Origin of the sequence: Inquilinus sp. Marseille-Q2685 (assembly GCF_916619195.1) — a bacterium.
Lineage (GTDB): Bacteria > Pseudomonadota > Alphaproteobacteria > DSM-16000 > Inquilinaceae > Inquilinus.
This window is the reverse complement of sequence record NZ_CAKAKL010000005.1, coordinates 238,284-251,558: the sequence shown is the minus strand read 5'-3', so window position 1 is coordinate 251,558 and position 13,275 is coordinate 238,284. Positions and strand designations below refer to the sequence as shown.

The following is a 13,275-nucleotide window of genomic DNA, read 5'->3' as shown; positions in this document are numbered from 1 at the left end:
GTGGTGCTTATCCACTATCCCCTCCGAGAAACCGGTTGAAAGGGGGAGGGTGGCGCGACCAGCTTTCCCGCGGGTCCGAAAGGGCCTCTTCCGGACCCGCGGGCATGACGGGCTGGCTCCCGCCGGCTATGCGGCCGGGCGGGCGGTGGCTGTCATCGCTGGAAACGCGGAACGTCGGCGCTACGAGGCGTCGGGTCTCGGTCTGGGACGCCGCTGGTCGATCGATTCCATCTGATCCCCCTTCACTGAGGTGCGCGGCCGCCATCAGCCGTCCGGACGAACCGGGATCAGCTGACAATCGCGACCGCCTTCCCCGGGGTTGGGTCCCAGATCAGGCACAATGGCGCCGAAGCGCCATTCGCCCCGCAGGCTGAACGCCTTGCGATAGGGTTAGTCGGCCGCAGGCCACCGGATCTTTTTGACACCGTTCATGTTGCAGCGCAATCAGTAATTCGTCAGTTCTTTATACTGTCAATAAAGATCACAATTTATATTATTCCCTGCTAATTATTGCTGCATATTGCATAATTTTTAAGCATTCTTTATTTGGTAACAAGACTTCGATCTTCTACACTAGAATCAGATGGCAGATTTCGCAACCCCGTTCGGCTCATACCTTGTCATGAAAACCATCAATCCTGGTTTTCAGCGTGAAATTACAGAGGAGCCTTCGCCGAAGTCTGGCTGCTGCCTGTTGGCTCACGCCGCCGCTTTGCGCTCCAATCGCCGGATCGCGTCGGCGAGCGGCCGGGCGGCATCGTCATAGCCGTCCCAGGCGGCGCTCTTCGCCAGCAGGTCCGGCGCGGTGCGCAGGGTGTAGCGCTTCGGGTCGAGGCCCTTGCGCACCTGGTCCCAGGTCAGGGGCATCGACACGGTGGCGCCCGGCCGGGCTCGCGGCGACAGCGGCGCCACCGCGGTCGACATCCGGTCGTTGCGCAGATAGTCGAGGAAGATCCGGCCCCGGCGCTTGTCCTTGGCCATGTTGACGACGTAGCGGTCCGGCGCGTCGCCGGCCATGCGCAGGCAGACCTCCTTGGCGAAGCCCTTCGCCTCCGGCCAGTCCGGCGCGCCGGCGCGGGCGGCGGCGAGCGGCGTCACCACATGCAGCCCCTTGCCGCCGGTGGTCTTGCAGAAGGGCACCAGGCCGACCGCCTCCAGCCTGTCCTTCAGCTGCCGCGCCGCGTCGACCACCCTGGCGAAGTCGACGCCGGGGCCGGGGTCGAGATCGAACACCAGGCGGCCCGGGCGGTCGGGCACGCCCGGCCAGCAGTTCCAGGGATGCAGCTCCAGCGCGCCGGACTGCGCCACGGCGGCCAGCGCCTCGATCCGGTCGATCTGGATATAGGGCTTGCGGTCGCCCGACACCCGGGCGAGGGAGATCAGGCTCGACGTGCCGGGCATGGCATGGCGCTGGAAGAAGATCTGGCCGCCGATCCCGTCCGGCGCGCGCAGGATCGAGCAGGGGCGCCCCTTGATGTGCGGCAGCATCCAGGGGCCGACCGCCTCCAGATACAGCGCCAGGTCGTGCTTGGTGACCGGCTCGCCGTCGCCCGCATCCGGCCACAGCGCCTTGTCGGCCTTGGACAGGGCGACGCCCATAACCGTCGCCTTGGCCGCGCCGCGGCGGCGCACCGGCCCGGCAGCTTTGGCCGGCGCCGGCTCCGCCAGCTCCGTCTCGGCCGCGGGCGCCGGCGTCCCGGCCTCGACCTCCTCGGCCGGCTTGTCCTCGCGCAGCCCCTTGAACGAGGCCTGGCGCACCATGCCGGAGCCGGTCCAGCCGGCGAATTCGATCTCGGCCACCAGCTCCGGCCGGGCCCAGTGAACGTTGCGCTCCTTGCGCGGCGCGCCGGGGCCGGTGAAAGGTGATGTGTCGGTCTCGACCGCCTTCAGCCGCGGCACCAGCCGCTCCACCTTGGCGGCGCCGAAACCGGTGCCGACCCGGCCGATATGGACCAGGTGGCCGCCGCGATGGACACCGACCAGCAGGGATCGGAAGCGGTTGCCGGTCGTCGACCAGCCGCCGATCACGACCTCCTCGCCGCCGCGGCACTTGGCCTTGGTCCAGCGGTCGCTGCGGCCGGACTGGTAGGCGGAATCGAGGCGCTTGGAGATGATGCCTTCGAGATGCAGCCGGCAGGCGGAGCGCAGGACGGCCTCGCCCGCCTCCTCGAAATGGTCGACGTAGCGGATGGTGGAGGTGGCGTCGCAGCCCCGCGCCTCCAGCAGCTCGCTCAACCGCGCCTTGCGCTGCGACAGCGGCTCCGGGCGCCAGTCGCGGTCGCCCTCGTAGAGCAGGTCGAAGGCGAAAAAGATCAGGTCGCGGCTGCGGCCCTCGGACAGCGCCACCTGCAGCGCGGGGAAATTCGGATGGCCGTCCTCGTCCAGCGCCACCGCCTCGCCGTCGATGATGCCGTCCGGCCAGTCTTTCGCCGCGTCGGCGATGGCCTGGAAACGGTGCGTCCAGTCGAGGCCCTTGCGGGTCTTCAGCGTCGCCGCGCCGCCTTCGATCCGCAGCTGCAGGCGATAGCCGTCGAACTTGATCTCATGGCCCCAGCCCGGGCCGCCGGGCGGCCGGTCGACCGACAGGCACAGCTCCGGCGGGATGAAATCCGGCATCGCCGAGGCGGCGGCCGTCTTCCGGCGGCGCGGTGCCAGTGCTTTGGCGGCGGCCTTCTCCGGTTTGGCCGACGAATCCCAGACCGCATCCGCCCGCGCGGTCTTCCGGCCGCCCAGCATGAAGGGCTTCGGGCCGCGGCCCCGCCCGCCGGCGATCTCGGCCATGGCGCGGCCGGAGGCGACCGACCGGTCCTCGGCCAGCACCGCGTCGCCATCGGCCTCGACCGCATGCGCGTCGCGATGCTTGATCAACAGCCAGTTGCTGCGCTTGCCGCCGGTGCGGTCCCGCTTCATCCGCACCAGCACCCAGCTGCCGTGCAGCCGGTCGCCCTCCAGGGCGAACTTCAGCTCGCCCCTGGCCAGCTGCTGCTGCGGCGACAAGCGGCCCTCGGGCTCCCAATAGCCGCGGTCCCACAGCTGGACCGTGCCGCCGCCATACTGGCCCTTCGGGATGGTGCCTTCGAAATCGCCATAGGCCAGCGGGTGGTCCTCGACCTCCACCGCCAGGCGCTTGTCATGCGGGTCGAGCGACGGCCCCTTGGTCACCGCCCAGGACTTGAACACGCCGTCGAGCTCCAGCCGCAGGTCGTAGTGCAGCCGCGTCGCCGCGTGCTTCTGGATGACGAAGCGCAGCCGGTCCGACGGCGCCACGCCGCCGGCGCCGCTGGGCTCGGAGGTCTTCTCGAAATCTCGCTTGCGCCGATAGGTCGACAGGCTGTCCTTGGCCATCGCCTTCGCCCGAATGATCCGCTGCCCTGGAAACGATGCATGCGAAGCGGCAGTTCCGGAGGCGCCTATCGCGGTGACCAGCTGCCCTCCCGCACTCCGGGGGCGGCAAACAGCCTTTCGATGGAGTCCGGCAGATCGTTGTCGGCCAGGTATCCCCGCCACCGCAGATCGTAACGCAGGGTCCGGCATCCGGCCGCCGGCTGGACCGCGACCGTGCTGGTGGCGATGCGGAAGCCCGCCTGCCGCAGCGCGGCCTCGACGTCGCGGACGCTGAGCCGGTCCTGCTCCACGGTCAGGCTCAGCCGCGCCTTGCGCTCGTGCGTCACCCGGTCCTCGAGCTGCTTCAGCCCCCACAGCACGGCCAGGCCGACGGCGAAGGCGATGCCGCCCAGAATCAGCTCCCCGGCGCCGAAGCACAGCCCCATCACCGTGACGAACCACAGCGTCGCCGCCGTGGTCACGCCCATCACCAGGTCGCCACGATGCAGGATCGCGCCACCGCCGATGAAGCCGATGCCGGACAGGATGCCGAGCGGCAGGCGCATCACATCCATCCGGATGAAGCTGTCGTCGGTCTTGCCGGTGGTGGGCAGCAGCAGATTGGCCAGCACCATCGAGAAGGCGGCGGCGAGGCAGACCAGGAGATGGGTGCGCATCCCCGCCGGGCGGCCATGGGCGCCGCGGTTCCAGCCGATGGCGGCACCGGCGAGCGCGGCGAGCGCGAGCCGCAGCAGGAGGTCGGGCCAGGTCGGATACAGCGGCATGGTCGAAGCCCTCGCAAGCGACGCCGGAGCGATGCGGAGCGCCGCACCGGAGTCAACATCGCGGGCCGGCCGGCGTTCCGTCGCCGGAACCCGTCGCCGGCCCCGGCCGTTCGTTCTGAAGCATCGGCCGACGAGGATGCCATGGCGCCGCGCGCGAACTGGAAAGGCATGCTGAAGCTGGGCTTCCTGTCCTGCCCGGTGGCGCTGTACACCGCGGTCGGCGGCGGCGACGAGATCCATTTCAACATGGTCAACCGGCGCACCGGCCACCGGCTGCGGCGCCTGTTCGTCGATGCCGAGACCGGCAAGCCGGTGGAGCGCGACCAGCAGGTGAAGGGCTACGAGGTCGACACCGACCGCTATGTCGTGCTGACCGAGGAGGAGATCGAGGCGGCGATCCCGGACAGCACCAAGACCATCGAGATCGAGGCCTTCGTCCCGCGCGACCAGGTCGACCGCGTCGCCATCGACCGGCCCTATTACCTGGCGCCCACCGACGCCGTCGGGTCGGAGGCCTTCGCCGTGATCCGCGCGGCCTGCGAGACGGCCGGGGTGGTGGGCATCGGCCGGACCGTGCTGTTCCGGCGCGACCGGGTGCTGATGCTGTGTCCGGAAGGGCCGGGCTTCCTGGCCAACCTGCTGCACTTCGAATACGAGATGCGCGACGAGGCCCAGGCCTTCGACGACATCCCGGACATCAAGATCACCGGCGAGATGCTGGACCTGGCTAGGCACATCATCGGCCAGAAGAAGGGCAGGTTCGAGCCGGCGAAGTTCGAGGACCGGTACGAGACGGCGCTGATGGAGCTGATCCGCGCCAAGCAGCGCGGCGAGACGATCAAGCCGCCGGCGGCGCCGAAGCGCGGCCAGGTCATCGACCTGATGGCCGCGCTGCGCGAGAGCGCCGGGGTCTCGGCGAAGCCCGGCCGGAAGAGCGCGGCGAAATCCAAGACCACCGCCAAGAGCAAGACGAAGCGCAAGGCCGCACCGGCCGCCCGGACGACCCGGCGGAAGGCCGGTTGATCGGAAAGCGCCGTCGCGCTGCCTCTCCTCCCCGGGCTTGACCCGGGGATTGCGGACCTTTTCAAGCATCCATCCCATACCCGTCATGGCGAGGAGGCGAAGCCGACGAAGCCATCCAGGGGCCGTCTCCAGCCGCCCTGGATTGCTTCGCTGCGCTCGCGATGACGGCACTGCCCATTGCGAGCGCGTCACCGATCTGCCCGGCCTCCCCCTTCCTCCCTCCCGCAAGGGAGGGGGAGAATAAAAGTCCATACCGGACGGGCACGGGCCGTTCCGAAAGATCCCGCAAGCAATAGAGGCAACAGAGTTGGCGAGATCCCGCCCGCCCCTCCCGGGATGCCATCGATCCTCGGCCGGCCCTCCGCCGCTAGCGCTTCCGCTTGTCGGACTCCAGGCTCTTGCGCAAGGCGGCCATCAGGTCGATGACCTTGGCGGTCTCGTCCTCGGTCCTGGGCTTCGGCGCCTCGATCTTCTTGCCCTTCTTCTTGCGGGCGATGATCTTCTGCAACGAGGCCTGGACGCGGTCGCCGAGCAGGTCCTCGCTCCAGTCGGTCTTGCGCTCCTTGATCACCGACAGAGCCAGCTTCATCGCGTCCTTCGGCGGCTCGGCCGGCCTGATGCCGCCGAAGGCCTCCGCCTCGTCCCGCACCTCGTCGGCCTGGCGCAGGGTCCACACGATCATGCCCTTGCCGCGCGGCTCGATCATGATCGGCCGCTCGCGGCGGTACAGCACCAGCTTCGACAGCCCGACGGTCCGGGTCGCGGCCATCGCCTCGCGGATCACGCTGAACGCCTCCTCGCCGACCGGCTCGCTCGGCGCCAGGTAGTGCGGCCGGTCGCGCCAGACCAGGCCGACCTCGGCCCGCGGGACGAAGGCCTCGATGTCGATCGTGCGCGTGGTCTCCAGCGCGACGGCGGAGAACTCCTCATCGGTCAGGATGACGTAGTCGTCCTCGCCGACCGGATAGCCGCGCACCTGGTCGTCATCCGCCACCGGCTTGCCGGAGACGGAGTCGACATACTGGCTGACGACGCGGTTGCCGGTCGCCTCGTTCAGGGTGTGGAAGCGCACCCGCTCCGCCTGGGTGACGGCCGGCGTCATCTCCACCGGGCAGGTCACCAGGCTGAGCTTGAGATAGCCGGACCAGAAGCTGCGGGCCGCCATCGGCCGCCTCCGCGACGGTGTCTCCTGCCGAAGAAAGCGCCGCGGCCGGCCGACGGTTCCCCGCCGGCCCGGTCCGCCCCTACTTGGCCGCCGCCTTCCGGCCCCGGCCCGACTTCGCGGCCGGCGCCGGCGCGGGCGCCGGCGGTTCCGCCACGCGGCGGGTGCCGAGGCCGATGCTCTTCGCCAGCGAGCTGCGCTGCTTGGCGTAGTTCGGCGCCACCATCGGGTAGTCGGCCGGCAGGCCCCAGCGCTCGCGATACTCGTCCGGCGTCATGCTGTAGGCGGCCTGCAGATGCCGCTTCAGCATCTTCAGCTTCTTGCCGTCCTCGAGGCAGACGATGTAGTCGGGCGTCACCGACTTGCGGATCGGCACCGCCGGCTCCGGCCGGCTCGGCGCCGGCGTCGACGGCTTGCCGAGGCCGGTCAGGGCGCCGTAGACCTGCTCGATCAGCGCCGGCAGATCGTTCGGCGCGACGCTGTTGTGCGAGACATGAGCAGCCACGATCTGAACGGTGTGCTTGCGCAACGCATCTGTCGAAGTCGGCTTCAAATCGTCGGCGATGTCTGCACCCATCAAATCTCTCCTGTGAATGGATCGGACATAGATATCGCATTCCAGCGACAGGTCCAGACTTATTTGAACAAGTCGAGATGATCCGCATCCAAAGACTTTCCATAGAATGCTTTGCGACCCGATGATCGGGGAGAGCTGCGACGCCATGGCCTGGGCCGGCAGGCTGGCCGCGGCGGGAAACCGGGTTAAGATCGCTCCGGCTCGCTCGACACGACAGGATTCCCGATCGATGGCGCAGCACGGTCCACTTCCAGGCTTCCGGCGCACCGCCGCCCTCGCCGCCGCGGCCCTGCTCGGCCTCCTGTCCGCGGCCCGGGCGGAGCCGGCCTTCACCGATCCCTGGCCCGCGGTCGGCGACGCCGCCGGGCGGATCGTGGCGGTGCCGAGCCACAGCCCCTTCGTCCCGTCCGAGATCGGGCCCGAGGCCCCCGCCACGCCGGCGCGCGTCACCTACTATCCGCCCGCCGGCGCCGATGCCGCGCACAAGGCGCCGGCGGTGGTGCTGCTGCACGGCGCCGCCGGCGTCGACGAGCATCGCGAGCCGACCTATGCCCGGCAGCTGGCGGCGATGGGCATCGGCGCCGCCGTGGTCGACGTGTTCGGCGCGCGGCGCGACGTGGCCACCAGCTTCACCGACCGGGTGATCCGGATCACCGAGACCATGGCGCTGGCCGACGCCTATGCCACCCTGGCCTGGCTGAAGGCGCGGCCGGAGATCGACGGCGGCTGGGTGGCCGTGTGGGGTTTCTCCTACGGCGCCATGGCCAGCATCGTCGCCACCAATGCCGCCATCGCCGACCGCTTCGCGGCGCTGTACGATCTGGGCGACACGCGCTTCGCCGCCCATGTCGCCTTCTACGGCCCCTGCATCATCGACTTCGAGGATCCGCGCACCACCGGCGCGCCGGTGCTGATGGCCTGGGGCGACCGCGACGCCATCATGGATGCCGAGCGCTGCCAGGCCACCGCGGCAACACTGCGCCAGGGCGGGTCGGAGGTCCGGACCATCGTCTATCCCGGCGCCGTGCACCAGTGGGACGGCAGCCGGCCCGGGCCGCGGCCGATCGGCCGGCTGCTGAACGGCTGCGACTTCGAGGTCGAGCGCGACCTGACGGTGCGCGACGGCAATCTCGGCATCGCCATGGGCGGCACCTTCACCCGCAAGCTGATCCTGGCCAACTGCGTCGGCAGCGAGGGCTATCTGATCGGCCGCGACGATGCCGTGCGGGCCCGGTCGGACCGCGACGTGGCCGCCTTCCTGTCGACCGCCTTCGGCCTGGCCGAACGCAGCTGACCCATGTCCGCTCTTCACAGGCTGATCGCCGCATTGGCCCCGCTGGTGCCGGCGCTGCGCGCCTTGGCGCCGCGGCCGGTGTCGGCAGCCGAGCGGCTGGCCGCCTTCCCGACCGGCGGGCTGCCGCTGGCACGGCCGGTCGACATCCGCTGGAACGGCCACCAGATCCCCTTCGTCGAAGCCGAGACCGACGGCGACCTGGCGGTGGCGCTGGGGCTGGTGCACGCCCATCTGCGCGGCGGCCAGATCGCGCTGATGAAGCGGGTGGCGCAGGGCCGCCTGTCGGAGATCGCGGGGCCGGTGGCGCGCGACATCGACCACGCCCTGCGCATCCTCGACTACGGCCATGCCGCCGACGCCGTGATCGACCGCATGCCGACGGACAGCCGCGCCTTCGCCGAGGCCTTCGTCACCGGCGTCAACGCCTATCACGCGCTGGAGCGGGCGCCGCCGCCGGAATTCGCCCTGCTGGGGCTGCGGCACGAGCCCTACACGCTGCGCGACATGTGGACGATCGGCCGGCTGGCCGGCAGCGACATCAACTGGGTGGCCTATTTCGGGCTGCTGCGCGAGCGCGGCACGCCCGGCTTCGCCGAGGCCTGGGCCCGCACGCTGAAGGCCGGGGCCAACGCCGTAACCAGCTTCACCACCGACAGCCGGCAGGCGGCGCTGGCGACCCTGCTGACCGCGACCGGCCGCACCGGCAGCAACAGCGTCGCCGTGGCCGCCGCCCGCAGCGCCACCGGCGGCGCGATGATCGCCAGCGACCCGCATCTGTCGCTGTCGCTGCCGAACCTCTGGCTCGTCGCCGGCATGCGCTCGCCCGGCTACCACATGGCCGGGCTGATGGTGCCGGGCATGCCCTTCGTCGCCGTCGGCCGCAGCCTGCACCTCGCCTGGGGCGGCACCAATATGCGGGCGGCGTCGAGCGACCTCTACGACGTCAAGGCGCTCCCGGATGCCGAGATCGAGACCCGCGAGACGGTGATCCGCACCCGGTTCTGGCGGCGGGCCCGGCGCCAGATCCGCCGCACGCGCTTCGGCCCGATCGTCAGCGACGCCAAGGTGGCGCGCAGCCGGCCGGGCGACACCATCGCCCTGCGCTGGATCGGCCACGAGCCGACCGACGAGGTCACCGCCCTGCTGCGCGCCAGCCGCGCCGCGACGCCGGAGGCGTTCCGCGCCGCCTTCGCCGGCTTTGGCGTCTCGGCCCAGAACATGGTGGTGGCGTCGGCGGATGGGCGGATCGGCCAGATCATGGCCGCGACCCTGCCGGTGCGCCGCCGCTTCCCGCCGGCCGACCCGGTGCTGGATGCCGGCGACCCGGACACCCACTGGCACGGGCTGGTCGACGCCCCGGCCCTGCCCTGGACCGCCGACCCGCCGGACGGGGTGCTGGCCACCGCCAACAACCGGCCAACCGACACCGCTTTGCCGGTCGGCTTCTTCTTCTCCGCCGACGAGCGGGTGCGGCGCCTCTATGCCCTGCTGCGGTCGAAGGACCAGCTGGCGCCGGAGGACCTGGTCGCGCTGCAGGCCGACACGGTGTCGCCGGATTCCGCCGCCCTGGCCCGGCACCTCGCCGAGGCGATCCGCGCGGCCGGGATCGGCGGCGAGCATACCAGCTTCCTCGACCGGCTGGCCGGCTGGGACGGCGACTACGCCGCGGATTCGGCCGGCGCCCCGGCCTTCGAGGCGCTGCTGCACCACCTGGTGCCGCGGGTCTACGGCGCCGAGACCATCGACGCCATGCCGCGGCTGATGGCGCAGTGGAACGCGATCACCGCCTTCCTGGCCGACGACCTGGCCGCGCTGGCGCCGGAGCGGCGCCGGCAGGTGCTGGGCGAGGCGGTCGGGCTGGCCGCGATCGACGCCGCCCCGATCCCGAACTGGGGCGAGATGCACCGGATGCGGGTGGCGCACATCCTGGCCAACCTGCCGGTGCTGGGCCGCTTCTTCGTCTTCGGCGAGTATCCGACCGGCGGGTCGCGCGAGACGCCGATGAAGACGGCGCACGGGCTGGTGCGCGGCCGGCACAACGCCAGCTACGGCTCGATGGCCCGGCATGTCGCCGACATGTCCGACCCCGACGCCAGCTGGGTCACGCTGTTCGGCGGCCAGGACGGCTGGCTGGGCAGCGAGGGGATGACCGACCAGATCCCGCTGTGGCGCGAGCGCCGGTCGATCCGCCTGCCGCTGCGGCCCGAGACGGTGGCGCGGGAGTTCCCGACCCTGACGCGCCTCTCTCCGCGATGATCGATGCGACTCCCGTTTTCCGGCTGGCGGCGGCGCTGCGGCGCCGGCGGCTGCGACGCCTGGACCCGGTCGAGAGCCAGCGCCGCACGCTGCTGCGGCTGCTGCGCCGGGCCGCCGGCACCCGCTTCGGCCGCGACCATGGCTTCGACCGCATCGCCGACGTCGCGGCCTTCCAGGCGGCGGTGCCGCTGCGCCGCTACGAGGAGATGTGGCGCGACTACTGGCAGCCCGCATTCCCGGTGCTGCGGGACGTGTCCTGGCCCGGGCCGATCCCGTTCCTCGCCGTCACCTCCGGCACCACCAGCGGCCGCAGCAAATACATCCCGGTCAGCGACGCGATGCGACGCTCCAATGTCCGTGCCGCCTTCGACCTGACCGCTTGGCATCTCGGCGCCCGGCCGCACAGCCGGATGTTCGGCGGCCGCAGCCTGATGCTGGGCGGCAGCACCGCCCTGACCGAGGAGGCGCCGGGGGTGCTGAGCGGCGACCTGAGCGGCATCGCCGCCCGCACCCTGCCGGCCTGGGCCCGGCCCTTCGTCTTCCCCGGGCCGGACCTCGCCCTCCTGACAGACTGGGAGGAAAAGCTGGACCGCATCGCCCGCGGGTCGCTGGACCTTTCGATCCGCAGCGTCACCGGCACCACCAGCTGGCTGCTGATCTTCCTGGAGCGGGTGCGGCAGCTGCGCCGTGCCCGCGGCGACGCGCCGGACCCGCCCTATCCCTCGCTCGACCTGCTGGTGCCGGGCGGCGTCGCCCTGGCGCCCTACCGCCCCCGGCTGGGGCGGCTGATCGCCGGCACCGCGGCCGAGATCCGCGAGGGCTACGCCGCCAGCGAGGGCTTCATCGCGGTGCAGGATGCCGGGCCGGAGGACGGGCTGCGGCTGAACCTCGATCACGGGCTGTTCCTGGAGTTCGTGCCGGTGGAGGAGCTGGGCTCGCCCCGGCCAGCCCGGCACTGGATCGCGGATGCCGAGCCTGGGGTGAACTACGCCATCGTCCTGACCAGCTGCGCCGGCGCCTGGGCGTATGTGCTGGGCGACACGGTGCGGCTGGTCGGCCGCGACCCGCCCCGCATCCTGATCACCGGCCGCACCAGCTACGGCCTGTCCGCCTTCGGCGAGCACCTGATCGCCGAGGAGGTCGAGCGCGCCGTCGCCGACGCCGCCGCCGCGATCGGCGCCGACATCGCCGATTTCGCGGTGATGGCGGTGTTCCCGGACGAGGCCGCCCCGGTCGGCCGCCACCGCTGGTTCGTCGAATTCGCCGCGGCACCCGACGACGCCGCGATCGGCCGCTTCGCCGCCACGCTCGACGCCCGGCTGTCGGCGCTGAACGACGACTACGCCGCCCACCGCGCCGGCGGCACCGGGATGGGGCCGCCGGAGGTGGCGGCCGTGCCACCCGGCCGCTTCGCCGCCTGGATGAAGTCCCGCGGCCGGCTGGGCGGTCAGAACAAAGTGCCGCGGCTGATCGCCGATCCCGGGCTGGCGGCCGAGCTGGCGGCGTTCATGGCCGGGTCGTGATGCCCCGTGCGGTCCATCAGCGTCGGGTCGTCGTTGCGCACGGCATTGACCCGGGTCGAGACCGGATAGGCCTCGACCGGCAGGTCGGCGGGCGGCGCCAGCATGGCCTGCAGCTGCGCCGGCGACGCCGTTTCCTCGCCGAGCCAGGCCGGCCACCGCTCCGGCTCCAGCATCACCGGCATGCGGTGATGGATCGGCCGCAGCCGCTCGACCGCGTCGGCGGTGACGATGGTGAAGGTGCGCGTCCACTCGCCGGACTCGGGATCCTTCCAGCCTTCCCACAGCCCGGCGAAGACCATCGGCCTTCCGTCCAGGCGGCGGACGAAATGCGGCGTCCGGTCCGGCGCCCATTCGTAGAAGCCGTCGGCCGGGACCAGGCAGCGCCGGGCCTGGAAGGCCTTGGCGAAGCTGCGCCGCTCGGCCAGGGTTTCGGACCGGGCGTTGATCAGCTTGGCGCCGCCCTTCAGGTCCTTCTCGCCGTTCGGCACCAGGCCCCAGCGCAGCAGGTCGATCGCCCGCCGCCCGGTCTTGGGGTTGAACCGGACCACGGCGAGATCCTGGGTCGGCGCCGCGTTGTAGCGTGCCGGGACGTTGGGCACCGGGCCGTCGGCGCCGAAGGTCTCGACCAGCTCCTCCGGCGGCAGCTTCTGGACGAACCGCCCGCACATGGCTCAGGCCGGCACCGGCAGCACATAGGGCCCGAGCAGCAGGCCGAACAGCATCATCAGCACCACCAGCGTGACCAGCGTCAGGCCGAAATGGGCGCCGCGCTGCTCCTGCGGCACGCGCAGCACCAGGCCGGTGCCGCGATACAGGATCGTCAGGGCATAGCCGATCGCCAGCAGCACCAGCAGCACGGCGGCCGGGCCCGACATCAGCAGCTGCACGCCGGGGCCCAGCATCTCGGCGACATAGACCGGCGTCATCGCCAGCGCCACCAGGACGAAGGCGGCATCGAAGCTGGCCGGCGCGCCGAACATCCCAGCATAGAATCGGACCACGGCGGCCATGACGAACAGACCCGCCAGATTCACCGCCACCCGCACGGCCAGGAACAGCACCAGCAGGCCGAGCGGCGTTTCGACGTCCGAGACCGAGAGCAGCAGCGCCAGCAGCAGGAAGGCGCCGATCGAGGTCAGGATCAGCACCGGCAGCACATGCTCGCGCACCACCACGCGCCAGCCCGGCGCCGGCACGCCATGGCCGGCCAGCGTGGCGTCGGGTTCGAACAGCATGCCGCGCACGCGGCCTACCACTGCGGCGAGATCCAAAACCGTCTCCAGCACATCGTCGCGGCCGCTCAGGACCGGCCCCCTAGCACAGGGATATGG

10 protein-coding genes are annotated in these 13,275 nt (G+C 71.2%); 4 read left to right on the top strand and 6 right to left on the bottom strand.

The features are described from left to right. Nucleotides 1–699: 699 nt before the first annotated feature. Both ligD and LG391_RS23355 read right to left on the bottom strand, forming a co-directional pair. Entirely contained in the window at nucleotides 700–3,345 is a 2,646-nt protein-coding gene (gene ligD / locus LG391_RS23360) for a DNA ligase D (RefSeq protein ID WP_225770449.1), read from the bottom strand. A 65-nt stretch (nucleotides 3,346–3,410) separates the two neighbouring features. Next, on the bottom strand, nucleotides 3,411–4,109 hold the full coding sequence (locus LG391_RS23355) for an MgtC/SapB family protein (protein WP_225770448.1): 699 nt from the start codon (nucleotides 4,107–4,109) through the stop codon (nucleotides 3,411–3,413). 141 nt (nucleotides 4,110–4,250) lie between these two features. On the opposite strand from LG391_RS23355, the gene LG391_RS23350 reads away from it, so the two are divergent. After that, nucleotides 4,251–5,132, top strand: coding sequence for a Ku protein (locus LG391_RS23350; RefSeq protein WP_225770447.1), 882 nt, complete (start codon nucleotides 4,251–4,253; stop codon nucleotides 5,130–5,132). 367 nt (nucleotides 5,133–5,499) lie between these two features. Here LG391_RS23350 and LG391_RS23345 read toward each other — a convergent pair whose 3' ends face one another. Together LG391_RS23345 and LG391_RS23340 are read right to left on the bottom strand one after the other, a co-directional pair. Beyond that, nucleotides 5,500–6,297 carry a Ku protein gene (locus LG391_RS23345; RefSeq protein ID WP_225770446.1) on the bottom strand — a complete coding sequence of 266 codons (798 nt, stop codon included), beginning with the start codon at nucleotides 6,295–6,297 and terminating at the stop codon, nucleotides 5,500–5,502. A gap of 79 nt (nucleotides 6,298–6,376) precedes the next feature. After that, nucleotides 6,377–6,871, bottom strand: a complete 495-nt coding sequence (locus tag LG391_RS23340; RefSeq protein WP_225770445.1) for a MucR family transcriptional regulator — start codon at nucleotides 6,869–6,871, stop codon at nucleotides 6,377–6,379. 229 nt (nucleotides 6,872–7,100) lie between these two features. Between LG391_RS23340 and LG391_RS23335 the strand changes: the two genes are divergently transcribed. Genes LG391_RS23335 through LG391_RS23325 form a run of 3 tightly spaced genes read left to right on the top strand, consistent with a single transcriptional unit; the run spans nucleotide 7,101 to nucleotide 11,944 of the window. Beyond that, on the top strand, nucleotides 7,101–8,165 hold the full coding sequence (locus tag LG391_RS23335) for a dienelactone hydrolase family protein (protein ID WP_225770444.1): 1,065 nt from the start codon (nucleotides 7,101–7,103) through the stop codon (nucleotides 8,163–8,165). A gap of 3 nt (nucleotides 8,166–8,168) precedes the next feature. Further along, complete coding sequence (locus LG391_RS23330) at nucleotides 8,169–10,421, top strand: penicillin acylase family protein (RefSeq protein ID WP_225770443.1); 2,253 nt, start codon at nucleotides 8,169–8,171, stop codon at nucleotides 10,419–10,421. Further along, nucleotides 10,418–11,944: a GH3 auxin-responsive promoter family protein gene (locus tag LG391_RS23325; protein WP_225770442.1), complete on the top strand. Its 1,527-nt coding sequence runs from the start codon at nucleotides 10,418–10,420 to the stop codon at nucleotides 11,942–11,944. The genes LG391_RS23330 and LG391_RS23325 overlap by 4 nt, the downstream gene beginning before the upstream one ends. On the opposite strand, the gene LG391_RS23320 is transcribed toward LG391_RS23325, so the two are convergent. Both LG391_RS23320 and LG391_RS23315 read right to left on the bottom strand, forming a co-directional pair. Then, complete coding sequence (locus tag LG391_RS23320; RefSeq protein WP_225770441.1) at nucleotides 11,869–12,612, bottom strand: SOS response-associated peptidase; 744 nt, start codon at nucleotides 12,610–12,612, stop codon at nucleotides 11,869–11,871. The two genes, LG391_RS23325 and LG391_RS23320, sit on opposite strands and share 76 nt — an antisense overlap. A gap of 3 nt (nucleotides 12,613–12,615) precedes the next feature. Further along, a complete protein-coding gene (locus LG391_RS23315) occupies nucleotides 12,616–13,215 on the bottom strand; it encodes a YIP1 family protein (RefSeq protein WP_225770440.1) in 600 nt (199 codons plus the stop codon). Nucleotides 13,216–13,275 lie beyond the last annotated feature (60 nt).